Raw genomic sequence first — 15,168 nt, forward strand, 5'->3', positions numbered from 1 at the left:
CAGGCTGGCAGCGCGGGTATGCCGGGGTGTAGAGCCGAAGGGCCACGCGGGGCAACGGGGCCTGCGAGGCTGTGGCCACCTACGGGGTGAGGTGTGAAGACGGGAATGTGGCGTGCTGCTTGGGTGTCCCGGCACGTGTGGGTGCTGGTGGGGGTGTCGGTGCTCCTGGTGGCCGGATTCGCCGCGTGGCCGCTGGACGGGGGCGCCGAGCGGTGGTTGTGGGCCGCGGCCACGGCGGGCGCGCTCGTGCCGTCGGTGGCGCGCGTGGTCGCGGACCTGCGCAGACGCCGCTACGGGGCGGATCTGCTCGCGGTGCTCGCGCTGGTGGGGACACTCGCGGTGGGCGAGTACCTCGCCGGCGCGGTCGTCGCGCTGATGGTGGCGACGGGGCAGGTGCTGGAAGCCGCCGCGGCCAAGCGGGCGGCACGCGACCTCTCGGGCTTGCTGACCCGCGCGCCGCACCACGCACACCGGCGTACGGACGGCGAACTGGTGACGGTGCCGGTGGAGGAGGTCGCCGTCGGTGACGAACTCGTCGTGCTGCCCGGCGAGATCGTGCCGGTGGACGGCGTGCTGCGGGGCGAGGGAGTCTTCGACGAGTCGGCGCTCACGGGAGAACCCGAGCCGGTGGTGCGGCCGAAGGGCGATCGCCTGCGCAGCGGAACGGTCAACGCGGGCGCCGCTGTGGACCTGGCCACGGCCGCGACCGTCGCCGACAGCACCTACGCCGGCATCATCCGGCTGGCCGAGCAGGCGGCGGCGGAACGCGCGCCGATCGCCAGGCTCGCAGACCGGGTCGCGGGCTGGTTCCTCCCGCTCGCACTGGTGATCGCGGGTGTCGCTTGGCTCGCGGCGGGGGACGCGGTCACGGCCGTCGCCGTGCTGGTCACCGCCACTCCCTGCCCGCTGCTTCTCGCGGTGCCGATCGCCGTCACCGGTGGCATGTCGCGCACGTCGCGAGCCGGGATCGTCGTTCGTGACGGCGCCGCGCTCGAACTGCTGGGCCACACGACGACGTTGCTGCTGGACAAGACCGGCACGGTGACGCAGGGACGGCCGGAGATCACCGATGTCGTCTGCGCTCCCGGCATCACCGCCACCGACGCGCTGCGGCTCGCCGCCTCGGTGGAGCAGTACTCGCCGCACGTCCTGGCAGCCGCCGTCCTGCGCGCCGCGGACAGAGCCGGCGTCAAGGCCGGAGCAGCCGAGGAGGTCACCGAGATTCCTGGCCGCGCGGCCCAGGGCAGGGTCGGTGGCCGAACGGTGCGGGTGGGGAGGATGCCGCCCGGCACGGCGATCCCGGAGTGGGCCGCCGCGGTGCGGCGCCGAGGGCGTCTCGACCTCGCGACCGTCATTTGGGTGACCGTTGACGGCGAACTGTCCGGCGCCCTGCTCGGACGCGACCGCATCAGGGCCGACGCGGCCCGCACGATGCGGCGCCTGCATGCCGAGGGGGTGAAGCGCGTCGTCCTGCTCACCGGCGACAGGGTGGACAGCTCGGCCGAGGTCGCGTCCATGCTCGGCCTCGACGAGGTGCAGGCCGAGGCCACACCCGAGGACAAGATCGCCAGGGTGCGGCGGGAAAGCGGTGAGGGAGTCGTCGTGATGGTGGGCGACGGCATCAACGACGCTCCCGCGCTCGCCGCGGCCGATGTCGGGATCGCCCTCGGTTCTCGTGGCTCGACCGCCGCCGTGCAGGCGGCGGACGCGGTGATCGTGGACGACCGGATCGACCGGCTCGCCGACTCCATGGAGATCGCCCGGCGAACCCGCAGGGTGGCCGCGCAGAGCGGTGTCATCGGCACCGTGCTGTCGCTGACGGCCATGATCGCGGCAGCGCTGGGCTGGCTGGTTCCCGTGGCCGGTGCCGTCGTGCAGGAGGGCATCGACGTGGCGGTGATCCTCAACAGCCTTCGGGTCCTCAGAGCGGGACGGCGCCGCGCTCATCCCGAGGCCGACGCCCTGCTGCGACGGTTCGCCGGTGAGCACGAGAGCCTCGAACCGGTGCGCGCGTCGGTCCGCCACGCGGCGGACTCGCTGTCGGCGGGAGCGACCCCGGAGGCGGACGCCGCCGTTCGCCGCGCCTACCGGCTGCTCGTCGATGAGCTGCTCCCTCACGAGAACGCCGAGGAAGCCGAACTGTATCCCGTGCTGGGCGGCGTGTTCGGCAGCACGGAGCCGACGGTGACGATGAGCAGGGGCCACGCCGAGATCGCGCGATTGTGCCGTCGGCTCGGACGCCATCTGGACACCTCGCCGGACGGGATCGTCACCGAGCAGATCGACGACCTCAGGGCGACGCTCTACGGCCTCGACGCCGTCCTCACCCTCCACTTCGCGCAGGAGGAGGAGGGCTACTTCACGCTCAGCAAGGGCGACTGAACCGTGGCGCGCGCGGGTGTGTCAGGGGTGAGGCGCGCCTGCCCGTTCGGCCACGGCAGCGATCGTGCGCAGCGTGCTCTTCTGGATCGCGCCGACGAACGGGCGGACGGTCCTCCAGTAGCGGGCGAACCTGGCCGCCGAACCACGGTCCGTCGTCGTGACCCTCGTGTCGTAGCTGACCAGCGATCGCAGGCCGTAGGGGCGCACGGACAGCGACATCACGATCTTGCCGAGTCCCGGCTCCGCGAACTCGGCGAACTCGGCAGGCTCGACCTGCCGCCACCGCACGACTGGCTTCCAGAACACCCCCGCGACGCCCAGCGCCAGCTCCTCACCCTGAGTCTCGCCGAGCAGCACCCACTCGGACTCGGCGACGAGGTCGTCCACCGTCATCCTCGTGGGCGTGCGCGAGCCGCCGTGCCTGCGTTCCCGCCACCACTGTGGAAGGTCCCTGACCCTGAAGGCTGCGGTGACGAGCGGGCCCCGCACGTCCGTCAGGTCGAGCCGCCGCAGCGCGTCGTAGGTGCGGCCGGTGTCCGCGCGGACGATCAGATGCCTTGCCTGAAGCACCTGCGGCTCCGGTGCGTAGGTGTCGGCCAGCGACGGTGTGTGCCGCGTCGCGGACGGTGTCGCGTCGGTCATGGCGTACTCCTTCCTGAGCGGTCGGCTCACGGCGCCGCGAGTGTCGCCGGAACGACCACGACCGGGCACCGCGCGTGCCGGACGCAGGATGCCGAGACGCTGCCGAGCAACACCTCCGACAGCGCACCTCGCCGGTGACTGCCCACCACGAGCAGGTCCGCGTCCGCCGAAGCCTTGAGCAGTTCCGTGGCAGGGTCACCCGTGACGACCGTCTCCGTGATCCCGCCTCCGCCGAGCGCCGAGGTGATGTCGGAGACCACGTCGTGTAGGTGGGTCCGCACGCTGTCCTCGTCGGGTACGGGGCGGCGACCGTAAGGCTGGAAGGCGTATGACGTTCCCGGCAGCGGCTCGTCCCGTTCCCTGACCGCGATCACCTCCACGTCACCGCCCCGTGACGCCGCTTCCTCCGCAGCCCAGCGCACAGCCCGCTGACCCGTGGGGGAGCCGTCGAAACCCACGACGATCCTGCGTGGCGCTGCCGGGTCGAGATGGGCCATACCCCATCGTCGGCACAGCGCGAGTGTGCGCTCTAGGGCCGTTGGTCATGGCTCTCGCCCGGGCAGCGGGTGCGCTTGGTGGACGGCTCGAAGCACCGGTTGACGCTATCGGCGAGCGCGTCCCTGCGAGCGTGCGGATCGGCACCGGACATACCGAAGGGTTCCGCGGTGCACACCCGTACCGTCGTGATCTCCTGACGCGACGCTGTGTCTTACTCCAGGAGTTGCCGCTCGATCGGGCTTCGGTTCCTGGCCCTCGGCGCGAGGCGCGCACCGCCGAGCGCGCGGGTGAGCCGATCCGCCTCGGCATCGATCGCCGCGACGGCCTCCGAACCCACATCCTCCAGCAGCCGGTACACGACATCGCCGTTGGCGGCTTGGGTCCATGCCCCCACCACGCGGCCGTTCCACCACACGGTGGGACCGGCGTTGCCGTTCGCGTCGAACAGGCGCTCGCCGTACTCGCCGAGGAACCACTCGCGGTGCCGCCAGCCCATCGACGTCGGGTCGAGCCCGGGCAGCAGCGCGGCCCACGGCGTGACCTCGGCCGGCGGCTCCGGTGTGCTCGCGAGAGCGATTCCCTGCGCGCCGCACACCTCGACCTCCTCGGGGCGCAGCGCGGTGAGCACCCGCTTCGTCCTCGTCTTCGTCCAGCCCGTCCACCACTGGAGATCCTCGGGGGTCGCGGGGCCGTAGGCGGCGAGCCAGCGCCTGGCGAGTTCCCGCTCGGCTTCGGCCACCGGCAGCTCGGGGAGATCACCGCCGATCCAGGTCCGCATCGTGGCCCAGCGGTACTGCTGGGAGGTCCACGTCCCTCGGGGCCGCCCCCGCACGACGAGCCCTTCCGCCGAGAGCAACAGCAGGACACGGCTGGCCACGTTCTGCCTGCTCTCGTAGCGTTTCCCCGTCGAAAGAGCCAGCTTGGTGCCGAGCAGGGGATCGTCGCCTGCCAACTCGGCCGCGGTGGCTTCGCCCCGCGCTGACAGGGCCGCCAGCGCGGCCGCTCTCGCCTTGTCCACGAACGTCTCCGGCTCCTCGACGCCGTTCTGGTCGAGCATCGTGACCAGCAACCTGCGTTGGCCGTTCGCCACGTCCGACGAACACGAGGTGAGTACCAGTGGCGCCACGGCGCGCGAGGTGACGAACACGGTGCGCCGCATCGCGATCAGTCGCAGCAAACTGCGGTCGTCGTAGAGCGACCGGTGCAGTGGTTCGGGTTCGGGCGCTCGCGTTCGAGCCCACGTGGCGAGATACACCGTGGCGGGGTCGGAGCTGTGCAGGGCGACGAGACTGTCGGCCACCTCGACAGGACAAGAGGCCGCCGACGGCGCGGTGAGCCGGTGCCGCACCCCCAGCAGAGCACGCCGCACGTCCGCGCCGATCCGTCTCATCCCGTCCTCCTCGCTCGTCGATGCGAGGCGCACCGTACCGGGAAGGTCCGACAGGATCAGCCACAGCCGAGCCCGGACGGCGTGAGTTCGTGAGCTCAGTTCTCGGCCACGACGATCGCACCGGAAGGGCAGCCGTCGGCGGCCTCGCGCGTCACCGCGTGTGATTCCTCGCCGGGCTCGGGGTCGAGAAGGACGACGACGCCGTCCTCGTCACGCTGGTCGAACACCTCAGGGGCCAGCAACGCGCACTGGCCCGCACCGCAGCAGATGTCCTGATCGACGCTGACCTTCATCCGGCTTCCCTTCCGGTTGTTCCGTTGCTCCAGGCCGAATCCTGATCCGGGTAGTCCGCGCGCACATCACTGTCGTGCGAGCCTTTCGCACTGTGCGAGTCCGGGCTATGACGCCGGTTCGTCCGTCCTGGAGTCACCACGTGGTTGCCGTTCGTAGCCAACCGTGGGAAGTCAATCGCGGCATAGTCTTCGTCGTCAAGCGACCGGGGTGAGCGGAGCGGAACGGTTCTCCTTGTCGCAGTCGCGACGGCTCGGTGGGACCTTGCGGTGCCCTCGCCGACGGCTGTCGCGCGGACCCTGAGCTCTCCGGCGTTACGGGCTCTGTTCAACCGCGTCACGGCCCCGGTGAGGACGGGAGCAGACGACGCCTGCCGTCCTTCACCGGGCCGTTACGAAGCGCAGCACTCCCGGCGACCGGGGTTCTTCAGTCCATCAAGGATGGTTGCGACGTTCTTCGCGACCGTTCACGGCACCTCGCGCAGGAAGGACTCCAAGCTCGTCGCGAGCGCGACAGGAGTCTCGTCGATGGCGTAGTGGCCGCAGTTGGCGAGGACATCGACGGCGCAGTTCGGGTACCACTGGGTGAACGTCTGCCGCATGGTCTGCTCGCCGAGTGCGGGGTCGTGCTCGCCGACGATCACCTTCACCGGCACGGGGTTGCCCTCGATCTCCGTGTGGAAGTCGGTTTTGGCCCAGGCCAGCAGGTAGTCGGCGAACGCGCGTTCGTCGGAGTGGTCGAGCGAATGCCGCACCACGGCGTCGAGCCATACACCGGTGAGCCGGTTCCCCGTGGTCAGATCGACGATCGCCCGCCGGTGACCGGGGTTGGCCGCCGCGCCGGAGAACAGCGCCCAGCCCTCGTCGTCGAACGGCACGCCCGAGGCAGGTACGGGCGAGATACCGACGAGCGAGCGCACGCGATCGGGCGCATCGGCGAGGACGCGCTGTACGACGGCGCCGCCCATCGAGTGGCCCACGAGGGAGACGCGGTCGGCCGACAGCGCGTCGGCCACGGCGAGCACGTCGGTGGCGGCCTCGGCGAGTGTGTGCTCGCCCGGCTCGCCGCGCCGGTCGCCGTACCCGCGCAGATTCATGAAGACGTATCGGAACGTCGCGGTGTCGAGGTGGGGGACGAGCGGCCGCCATGCGCCCGCCGAACCGAGCCAGCCGTGCACGGCGATGACGGTGTGCGCTCCGTCGCCGACGATGTCGAATCCCTTGGCCACGTTGCCTCCTCGGTGTCCTGGCGGGTGGGTAGCACCGGTGCGTGAGTCGCCCCGATGTGTGAGTCGCACTGTAGCGGCTGGACCGGTGTCGAAAGGTGCCACCGTTGGGAGCGCGCGTGCGGGAAGTGCGGACACGCGTGCAGGAGGTGCGGACACGGTGCGCTGGGTTGGGAGCGCTCCCAATTTTCTTCGATGTGTGGGCTGGCGGTTTGGTAACGGGCTGGTCATTGGGCATTGACACTCGGAGCATGTGGCGGCAGGCTGCTCATCCGACTGGGAGCGCTCCCAGTTTCCGTGTAGCCAAACCCAATGAGGGGTGACCGTGCGACACCGACTTCGACGCGCCAGACGTGCCACCGCCGTGACCACAGCCGCCGCTGCCTGCCTGGTGACCGTTGCCTGTGGCGGCGATGCCGCCGACGCGAACGGCAAGACCCAGATCAGCATCTCGACGTTCGGCGAGTTCGGGTACGAAGAGCTCTACGCCGAATACGAGCGCCTGCACAGCGACATCGACATCGTCCCCCACACCACCGGCCAGGGCGGGCCGTACCACCAGGCCCTGTTCACCAAGCTCGGTGCTGGTTCGGGCCTCGACGACGTCGTGGCCATCGAGGAGGCCCACCTTCCCGAGGCATTGGACAAGTCGAGCCGGTTCCACGACCTGCGTGAGGTCGGCCCGGCCGAGGTGAGCCCCGGCCGCTGGCTCGACTGGAAGTACCAGTCGGCTGTGGACAAGGAGGGCAGGCTGATCGGATACGGCACCGACACCGGCCCGCTGGCGATGTGCTACCGCAAGGACCTCTTCGAGAAGGCGGGGCTGCCGTCGGAACCGGACGAGGTGGGGGAGCTGTTCGCGACCTGGGACAGCTATTTCGACGCCGGTGACACGTTCGTCGCGAACAGCGACGGCGTGGCGTGGTTTGACTCGGCCGCGCAGATTTTCAACGCGATGCAGAACCAGCTCGATGTCGGCTACTTCGACCGGCAGGACCGGTTGACGATCGAGTCGAACGCCGAGATCCGGCGGAACTGGGACACCGTCACCGACGCGGTGAATCGTGGCCAGTCGGCGGGTCTCGTGGCCTTCTCCAACGAGTGGAACAGCGGATTCAAGCAGTCGGCCTTCGCGACGAAGACGTGCCCTTCGTGGATGCTCGGAGTGATCGAGGAGCAGGCCGGTGACGAACTCGCGGGCGAGTGGGCCGTCACCTCGGCTTTCCCGGGAGGGCCGCGAAACTGGGGCGGTTCCTACCTCGCTGTACCGACTCAGAGCGAGCACGCCGAGGAGGCCGCGGCGTTCGCGGCGTGGCTGACCGCACCGGAACAGCAGATCAAGGCGTTCAAGGCGGCAGGGGCATTCCCCAGCCAGGTGGAAGCGCTGGAGTCGCCGGAACTGCTCTCCGCCACCAATGACTACTTCGGCGGCGCGAAGATCGGCGAACTGTTCGCGGAGCAGGCGAAGACGATCGGAGAGGCCCAGTACAAGGGGCCGGGCGACGGCAAGATCCAGGAGAACGCGCTCGCCCCGGCGTTGCAGGCTGTGGAGCAGGGCGCCTCGGCCGATGAGGGCTGGCAGCAGTTCGTCGCGTCCGCCAAGCAGATCGCGTCCTGACGGGAGCGGATGTGACTGGTTCGAGCCCCGCTCCGGCCGCTGCCGAAGCAGAGACGGTGACTCCCGGGCCGGCAGGCGCCACGGCGCCGCCGCGCCCGGGCTGGCGCGACCGGTTGAGCCGGTGGGACGTGCGCTATTCGCCGTACCTCTACGTGGCGCCGTTCTTCGTCATCTTCGGGATCGTCGGGCTTTTTCCCCTGCTGTACACGGCATTCGTGTCGTTCTTCGAGTGGGACCTGATCGACGACGACCCGGCGTTCGCCGGTCTGGACAACTACGTCCAGCTCTTCGGTGATCCGCAGTTCTGGACGACGCTGACCAACACGGTGAGCATCTTCCTGCTCTCCAGCGTTCCGCAGATCGTCATCGCGGTGCTGCTCGCGGCCCTGCTCAACACCAGGGTGAGGTTCGCGACCGGATGGCGGGTCGGTGTGCTGATGCCGTACGTGGCGAGCCTCGTCGCGCTGGGCATCATCTTCGCCAATCTGTTCGGCCCGCAGTACGGACTCGTCAACGGGTTGCTGGAACTACTCGGTCTCGACCGGGTGGACTGGCAGGCCGATCGGTTCGCCAGCCATGTGGCCATCGCCGTCATGGTGAACTGGCGGTGGACCGGCTACAACGCCCTCATCGTGCTGGCCGCCATGCAGGCCATCCCGAAGGAGGTCCACGAGGCTGCCGTGGTGGACGGCGCGGGCCCGGTGCGCCGGTTCGTCAGCGTCACACTCCCGATGCTGCGTCCGACACTGATCTTCGTGGTGATCACCTCGACGATCGGAGGGCTTCAGATCTTCACCGAGCCGAAGCTGTTCGATGCCATGCCTGGGTCGAACAACGGTGGCTCGACCCACCAGTTCCAGACCATCACGCTGTACATGTACCAGGCGGCGTTCGAGAGGGAGGACCTCGGCTACGCCTCGGCCATCGCCTGGGTGCTCTTCGTGATCATCATCGGCATCGCTCTGATCAATTTCTTCCTGACAAAGCGGATCGCTTCGACGGGGGAGGACCGATGAGCGCCGTACCACTCCTTCGCTCCCGGCGGCGGCCGAGGATCGCCGGGCCCGGCAGGCCGAACATCTGGGTCTACGGCCTGCTCACGGCCTTCGTGCTCGGTTCGATCTTCCCGTTCTACTGGTCGTTCCTCGTGGCCAGCAGGGACAGCTCAATACTCACCGAGCAGGTGCCGCCGCTGGTTCCCGGTGGCAACTTCTTCGCCAACGCCGCGCGGGTCTTCGACACCGTGCCGTTCTGGAAGGCACTGGGCAACAGCATCATCGTGTCCGGTTCGGTGACGATCTCGACGGTGCTGTTCTCCAGCCTCGCCGGGTTCGCTTTCGCCAAACTCCGGTTCAAAGGACGCAACGCGCTGTTCCTCTTCGTCGTCGCGACGCTGGCGGTGCCGACACAGCTCGGAATCATCCCGCTGTACATGGCGATGGCGGAGCTGGGCTGGGCGAACGAACTCCAGGCTGTGATCGTGCCCAACCTGGTCACCGCGATCGGTGTGTTCTGGATGCGCCAGTACACGGTGAGCGCCGTGCCGTCGGAGTTGATCGAGGCGGCTCGGATGGATGGTTGCTCCATGATCCGCGTGTTCTGGCACGTGTGCCTTCCCGCAGTCAGGCCTGCTGCGGCGTTCCTGGCGATGTTCACGTTCATGACGTCGTGGAACGACTTCCTGTGGCCGTTGGTGGCACTAGGCCCCGACAACCCGACCGTCCAGGTGGCGCTGGAGAAATTGCAGAGTGGGTACTACGTGGACTACTCGCTCGTCCTCACCGGAACCACACTGGCCACGGTTCCGATTCTCGTCGTGTTCTTCCTGCTCGGCCGCCAGATCGTGGCCGGCATCATGCAAGGCGCTGTAAAGGGGTAGTTCGTGCCGACCAGCAATGAGCACAGCGGATCTGGACTCGGGTCCGGGAACCCGGCAAACACCGCGAGTACCACGAGTACCGCGAATACCACGGATACACTGAACACGCTGGACATAGTGGACACAGTGGACACAGTGGGCCCCGTGGACACTGTGGACGCCCTGGACACACGTGAGGGTCCTGGTCCGGTGACCTTCCCTCCCGGTTTCGTGTGGGGTGTCGCCACGGCGGCCTTCCAGGTCGAGGGGTCCACAACGGCCGACGGCCGATCTCCGTCCATTTGGGACACCTTCTGTGACACGGACGGCGCTGTGGCAGGCGGCGACACCGGAGAACCCGCGGCCGACCACTACCGGAGGATGCCGTCCGATGTCGCACTCATGCGAGAGCTGGGCGTCGGCGCGTACCGGTTCTCCCTCGCGTGGCCGAGGGTGCGGCCCGATGGTGGCGATGTCAATCCCCGAGGGCTCGACTTCTACGAGAGGCTGGTGGACACGCTGCTGGAGGCCGGGATCATCCCGTGGCCGACGCTGTACCACTGGGATCTGCCGCAGGCACTTGAAGATCGGGGAGGGTGGACCGCGCGGGACACCGCTGCCCGGTTCGCCGACTACGCCGCTACCGTGGTGGACCGGCTGGGCGACAGGGTGACGACGTGGACCACTCTGAACGAACCGTGGTGCTCGGCCTTCCTCGGATACGGCTCGGGCAGGCACGCGCCGGGCCGCACCGATCCCGGGGCCGCGGTCGCGGCGGCGCACCATCTACTGCTCGCCCACGGGCTGGCCGCCACCGCCGTGCGGGCGCGGGTGCCGGACGCCGAGGTCGGCGTGACCCTCAACCTCTTCCCCGTCAGCCCGGCCGATCCGCGAAGCCAGGAAGACCTGGAGGTGGCACGCCGCGTTGACGGCTTGCAGAATCGATTGTTCCTCGATCCGGTGCTGCTGTCCCGGTATCCCGAGGATGTCCTCGCCGATCTGGAACCATGGCTCGGCGAGGTCGTGCGGGACGGCGACGAGGCCGTCATCGGCGCGGGCGCGGACTTCCTCGGCGTGAACTACTACCGCGACCTGTTCGTGTCGTCGGCGCCGGACGAGCAATCGGGGCCGCCGTCGGAATGGGTCGGTACCGACCACGTCAGCTTCCCGGAGCGGGGGCTTCCCAGGACTGACTCCGGTTGGGACGTCAACGCGGGGGAGCTGACCGGGTTGCTGCTGCGACTGCACACCGAGTATCCACGGCTTCCGCTCTACATCACCGAGAACGGCGCGGCGTTCCGGGACGAGGTGGGGCCCGGCGGCCGCATCGAGGACGCCGATCGCATCGCGTTCGTGGAAGCTCATTTGCTCGCCGCGCACCGGGCCGTGGCACGGGGCGTGGATCTGCGCGGGTACTTCTACTGGTCGCTGCTCGACAACTTCGAGTGGGCCGAGGGCTACGCCAAGCGTTTCGGGCTCGTCTACGTTGACTACGAGACCCAGCGCAGGACCCCGAAGGCCAGTGCTGCATGGTATTCGCGAGTGATGGCGGACAACGGTTTGGCAGGACGGCGATGACCGAGCCCGGGAACGCGGTGGCCGAGCATCGTGGCGCGCCCACACTGGAGGAAGTAGCGAGGGTGGCGGGCGTGTCGCGCTCGACGGTCTCCCGGGTGATCAACAACTCGCCTGGCGTGAGCGGACGGTCGCGGCAGGCGGTGACGCGGGCCATCGAGGAACTGGGATATGTGCCCAACGAGGCGGCCAGAAGCCTCGTCACCCGCAGAACCAACTCGGTGGCCCTCGTGGTGTCCGAGCCCGGCGAGCGCGTGTTCGGCGACCCGTTCTTCGCGGGGATGCTGCGCGGCGTCCATGCGGGACTGTCGGGAAGCAACCGGCAGCTCGTGCTCATGATGCTCGCCGAGGACGACGACGGCGCGCGGCTGGAGAATTACCTCTGCAGTGGTCATGTCGATGGCGTGCTCGTGGTGAGCATGCACGGTGACGACCCGTTGCCGCAGCGGCTCGCGGAGGCCGGGCTCGCCGTGGTGGCAGGAGGGCGCCCGCTCAGCGGGGGCGACGTGCCGTACGTGGACGCCGACAACTTCACGGGCGCGCTCACCGCGGCACGGCACCTGGTGGCCAGAGGATGTCGCAGGATCGGCACGCTGGCCGGGCCGACGGACATGGCGGTGGGGATCGACCGGTTGGCGGGGTGGCGGCGAGGACTGTCGGAGGCAGGGCTCGGCACCGACGTCGTCGCGCACTGCGACTTCACCGTCGATGCGGGAACACTGGCCATGGCCGAGCTGCTCGACCGGTACCCGGACCTCGACGCCGTGTTCGCCGCCGCCGACATCATCGCGGTGGGAGCGCTGCGGGAGCTGGCGGCGCGGGGCCGCAGCGTGCCTGGCGACGTCGCCGTGGTGGGGTTCGACGACTCCGTGCTGGCCACGACGGTGACGCCGCCACTGACCACGGTCCGGCAGCCGGTGGAGGAACTTGGCCGCACGATGACCTGGCGGCTGCTCGCCCAGCTGGCAGGTGACGAGCCGTTGCCGCCCTCGATCCTGTTGCCGACCGAACTGGTGGTGCGCGCGTCAGCCTGACGTCGCGCCGATTCCTGAGCCTGACCGCGCCGTGCGGCTCGCGATGTAGGTGTCCGGGTCGGTCAGCACCGCGCGCAGTGCGGACGCCGCCGCTCCCCGCACCGCGGCGTCCGCGCCGAGCGCCGACCTGCGCACCTCCACCGGCCGCCATCGCGAACCCATGACGCGGCAGGACAGCTCCGCGCTGAGCGGATCAGCGAGCCAGGGATACAGGCGCGCGTAGGTGCCGCCGAGCACGATCGCGGGGATATCCAGCAGGTTCACCACGGCGGACAGGGCCGAACCCAGCAGCCTGCCCGCCGAGCGCACGGCGGCGACGGCCGTGCGCTCACCCGCGTCGAGACGCGACACGAGGTCATCGACGTCGTCGGCCCCGGCACTGCTGAGAATGGCGTCCTGTCCCGCGAGCCGTTCGAGGCAGCCGACGGCGCCGCACGAGCAGCGCGGTCCCCGGGGCCGCACCGGGAAGTGACCGAGTTCGCCACCGAACCCGTTGGCGCCGTCGAACAGGGCGCCGTCGAGCACGATGCCAGCGCCGATGCCGATCTCGCCTGACACGTGCACGAAGCTGGCAGGCGCGGTCTCCTCGCCTCGCCGCATGGCGTCGAGTTCGGCGACGGCGGCGAGGTTCGCCTCGTTGCCCACCACGAGTTCACCGGGAAGATCGAGTACTCCGGTGCGCAGACCTGCCGCGAGATCGATGTTCTCCCAGCCGAGATTCGGTGCGACGAGCACGCGCCCGCTCGGGGCCTCGACGAGACCGGGAACGGCGACGCCCACGCCGCCGACCGTGAGTCCCTCGCGCTCGGCGCGCTGCAGTGCCCCACGGAGTTCCGCTGCCACACGGGAGAGCACGCGGCTCGCCGGTGTGTCCCGGTTGTCGATACGCCGCACATGCTCGTCTCGCACCTCGCCGGTGAGCCCCATCAGGCACGTGGCGAGGTAATCGACCCCGATCTCCACACCGAGGCCGCAGGGGCCGTCGGGGGAGAGCGACAGCGATGTCCCGCGCCGCCCTGGGCCACTGCGATGCTGACGGCCTTCCTCCCGCACCAGCGACGCGGTGACGAGGCGATCGACGAGGGTCGAGACCGTGGCTTTCGTGAGACCGGTGCGCGCGGCGACACCGGCGCGGGACACCCCGGGCGTGGCGGCGACGGCGTCGAGAACGAGGGCGCAGTTGTGGCGCCGGACGGTGTGCTGACTCGCTGGTCCCGGGGTGGTCACGAGGACATCGTATTCGTTCAATGGATGAACGAAAATCTTGACCACTCGTGGGCCAGGCCATAAGTTCAGTGCCCGAACTATCAGGTGTGGCAGGCGGGAGGACAGCGTGGTCGGCACGCCCGTGGCGGAGGACAAGTTCAGTTTCGGTCTGTGGACGGTGGGGTGGCGGGCGAACGACCCGTTCGGCGAGCCGACCCGTGCCGCACTCGACCCGGTCGAGACGGTGCACCGCCTGGCCGAACTCGGCGCGTGGGGCGTGACCTTCCACGACGACGACCTGATTCCGTTCGGCAGTGACGACAGCGAACGTGCGCGCCGGATCAGCCGGTTCCGCGCCGCGCTGGACGAGACCGGTCTTGTGGTGCCCATGGCCACCACGAACCTGTTCACCCATCCCGTTTTCAAGGACGGCGCTCTCACCAGTAACGACCGTGACATCCGCCGGTTCGCGCTGCGCAAGGTCATGCGCAACATGGACCTCGCCGCCGAACTCGGCGCCACGACGTACGTCCTGTGGGGTGGCCGCGAAGGCAGCGAGACGGATGCGGCGAAGACCGTGTCCGCCGCACTGGACCGCTACCGCGAGGGCATCGACACGCTGGCGCGGTACGTGCTCGACCAGGGCTACGACCTGCGGCTGGCGCTGGAGCCGAAACCCAACGAGCCGCGAGGAGACATCCTGCTGCCCACCATCGGGCACGCGCTCGCGTTCATCTCGACGCTGGAGCACCACGAGTTGGTCGGTGTCAATCCCGAGGTCGGGCACGAGCAGATGGCCGGGCTGAACTTCGTGCACGGTATCGGGCAGGCGCTGTGGCAGGGCAAGCTTTTCCACATCGATCTCAACGGCCAGCACGGCCCCCGCTACGACCAGGACCTCGTGTTCGGCCACGGCGACGTGCTGTCGGCGTTCTTCCTCGTCGATCTGCTCGAACACGGCGGCTACGACGGTCCCCGGCACTTCGATTTCAAACCGCCGCGCACGGAGGACGCCGAGGGCGTGTGGGACAGCGCCGCCGCCTGCATGCGGTCGTATCTGTTGCTGCGCGAGCGGGCCAGGTCGTTCCGGGCAGACCCGAGGGTGATCGAGGCGCTCGAACAGTCGCGTGTTCCTGAGCTGTCGAGGCCGACGCTCCTCGACGGCGAGAGCCCCGCCGATCTGCTGGCCGACCGCGCGGCTTTCGAGGACTTCGACGCCGAAGCCGCCGCACGGCGCGGTTACGGCTACGCGCGGCTGTCCCAGCTCGCGTTCGACCACCTGCTGGGCGAGGCCTGACCCTAGACCGTGTCCGCACCGTGTGCACACGTGTTGGCATCTGACGTGCGGGTGCCGGCATCTGGTACCCGGGTGCCGGCACCTGGTGTACCGGTGTTGGCACGTGATGCACGGGCGTTGGCACCGGGTACCGCAACGCGCTCAACGGCGCC

The 15,168-nt window shown here is 69.3% G+C and carries 13 protein-coding genes; 7 read left to right on the forward strand and 6 right to left on the reverse strand.

The annotated features are described in order from the left end of the window. The first annotated feature begins 105 nt into the window (after positions 1–105). Positions 106–2,382 carry a heavy metal translocating P-type ATPase gene (locus tag SACXIDRAFT_RS19310; protein ID WP_006240363.1) on the forward strand — a complete coding sequence of 759 codons (2,277 nt, stop codon included), beginning with the start codon at positions 106–108 and terminating at the stop codon, positions 2,380–2,382. A 21-nt stretch (positions 2,383–2,403) separates the two neighbouring features. Here the strand turns inward: SACXIDRAFT_RS19310 and SACXIDRAFT_RS19315 are convergent, their stop codons facing one another. The 5 genes from SACXIDRAFT_RS19315 to SACXIDRAFT_RS19335 form a co-directional block, all read right to left on the reverse strand. Further along, positions 2,404–3,024, reverse strand: a complete 621-nt coding sequence (locus SACXIDRAFT_RS19315; protein ID WP_006240364.1) for a hypothetical protein — start codon at positions 3,022–3,024, stop codon at positions 2,404–2,406. Positions 3,025–3,050: 26 nt separating this feature from the next. Next, a complete protein-coding gene (locus tag SACXIDRAFT_RS19320; protein ID WP_040922285.1) occupies positions 3,051–3,521 on the reverse strand; it encodes a universal stress protein in 471 nt (156 codons plus the stop codon). A 212-nt stretch (positions 3,522–3,733) separates the two neighbouring features. Continuing rightward, complete coding sequence (locus tag SACXIDRAFT_RS19325; protein WP_006240366.1) at positions 3,734–4,912, reverse strand: winged helix DNA-binding domain-containing protein; 1,179 nt, start codon at positions 4,910–4,912, stop codon at positions 3,734–3,736. Positions 4,913–5,007: 95 nt separating this feature from the next. After that, positions 5,008–5,205: a ferredoxin gene (locus tag SACXIDRAFT_RS19330; protein WP_006240367.1), complete on the reverse strand. Its 198-nt coding sequence runs from the start codon at positions 5,203–5,205 to the stop codon at positions 5,008–5,010. A gap of 464 nt (positions 5,206–5,669) precedes the next feature. Continuing rightward, on the reverse strand, positions 5,670–6,431 hold the full coding sequence (locus tag SACXIDRAFT_RS19335) for an alpha/beta fold hydrolase (RefSeq protein WP_006240368.1): 762 nt from the start codon (positions 6,429–6,431) through the stop codon (positions 5,670–5,672). 322 nt (positions 6,432–6,753) lie between these two features. Between SACXIDRAFT_RS19335 and SACXIDRAFT_RS19340 the strand changes: the two genes are divergently transcribed. From SACXIDRAFT_RS19340 to SACXIDRAFT_RS21850, 5 genes are all read left to right on the forward strand, one after another. Beyond that, positions 6,754–8,046: an ABC transporter substrate-binding protein gene (locus SACXIDRAFT_RS19340; RefSeq protein WP_040922800.1), complete on the forward strand. Its 1,293-nt coding sequence runs from the start codon at positions 6,754–6,756 to the stop codon at positions 8,044–8,046. 11 nt (positions 8,047–8,057) lie between these two features. Further along, positions 8,058–9,062: a carbohydrate ABC transporter permease gene (locus SACXIDRAFT_RS19345; protein ID WP_006240370.1), complete on the forward strand. Its 1,005-nt coding sequence runs from the start codon at positions 8,058–8,060 to the stop codon at positions 9,060–9,062. Further along, the gene (locus tag SACXIDRAFT_RS19350; protein ID WP_006240371.1) at positions 9,059–9,925 is read left to right on the forward strand and encodes a carbohydrate ABC transporter permease; all 867 of its coding nucleotides are present in this window, start codon (positions 9,059–9,061) and stop codon (positions 9,923–9,925) included. The genes SACXIDRAFT_RS19345 and SACXIDRAFT_RS19350 overlap by 4 nt, the downstream gene beginning before the upstream one ends. Positions 9,926–10,114: 189 nt before the next feature. Then, positions 10,115–11,482, forward strand: coding sequence for a GH1 family beta-glucosidase (locus tag SACXIDRAFT_RS19355; RefSeq protein ID WP_040922801.1), 1,368 nt, complete (start codon positions 10,115–10,117; stop codon positions 11,480–11,482). Beyond that, entirely contained in the window at positions 11,479–12,513 is a 1,035-nt protein-coding gene (locus SACXIDRAFT_RS21850; protein ID WP_006240373.1) for a LacI family DNA-binding transcriptional regulator, read from the forward strand. The genes SACXIDRAFT_RS19355 and SACXIDRAFT_RS21850 overlap by 4 nt, the downstream gene beginning before the upstream one ends. Here the strand turns inward: SACXIDRAFT_RS21850 and SACXIDRAFT_RS19360 are convergent. Further along, positions 12,505–13,740, reverse strand: coding sequence for an ROK family transcriptional regulator (locus SACXIDRAFT_RS19360; protein WP_050987043.1), 1,236 nt, complete (start codon positions 13,738–13,740; stop codon positions 12,505–12,507). The genes SACXIDRAFT_RS21850 and SACXIDRAFT_RS19360 overlap by 9 nt on opposite strands. A 106-nt stretch (positions 13,741–13,846) precedes the next feature. Here SACXIDRAFT_RS19360 and xylA point away from each other — a divergent pair, with 106 nt between their 5' ends. Further along, positions 13,847–15,016: a xylose isomerase gene (xylA, locus tag SACXIDRAFT_RS19365; RefSeq protein WP_006240375.1), complete on the forward strand. Its 1,170-nt coding sequence runs from the start codon at positions 13,847–13,849 to the stop codon at positions 15,014–15,016. Positions 15,017–15,168: the final 152 nt, after the last annotated feature.

The sequence above is a fragment of the Saccharomonospora xinjiangensis XJ-54 genome (assembly GCF_000258175.1).
In the GTDB taxonomy this organism is placed as follows: domain Bacteria; phylum Actinomycetota; class Actinomycetes; order Mycobacteriales; family Pseudonocardiaceae; genus Saccharomonospora; species Saccharomonospora xinjiangensis.

Bases quoted from the DNA above. Each gene is read 5' to 3' on its own strand.
- SACXIDRAFT_RS19310 (WP_006240363.1), top strand. From the start codon at position 106: ATGTGGCGTGCTGCTTGGGTGTCCCGGCACGTGTGGGTGCTGGTGGGG.
- SACXIDRAFT_RS21850 (WP_006240373.1), top strand. From the start codon at position 11,479: ATGACCGAGCCCGGGAACGCGGTGGCCGAGCATCGTGGCGCGCCCACA.
- SACXIDRAFT_RS19350 (WP_006240371.1), top strand. From the start codon at position 9,059: ATGAGCGCCGTACCACTCCTTCGCTCCCGGCGGCGGCCGAGGATCGCC.
- SACXIDRAFT_RS19330 (WP_006240367.1), bottom strand. From the start codon at position 5,205: ATGAAGGTCAGCGTCGATCAGGACATCTGCTGCGGTGCGGGCCAGTGC.
- SACXIDRAFT_RS19325 (WP_006240366.1), bottom strand. From the start codon at position 4,912: ATGAGACGGATCGGCGCGGACGTGCGGCGTGCTCTGCTGGGGGTGCGG.
- SACXIDRAFT_RS19315 (WP_006240364.1), bottom strand. From the start codon at position 3,024: ATGACCGACGCGACACCGTCCGCGACGCGGCACACACCGTCGCTGGCC.
- SACXIDRAFT_RS19320 (WP_040922285.1), bottom strand. From the start codon at position 3,521: ATGGCCCATCTCGACCCGGCAGCGCCACGCAGGATCGTCGTGGGTTTC.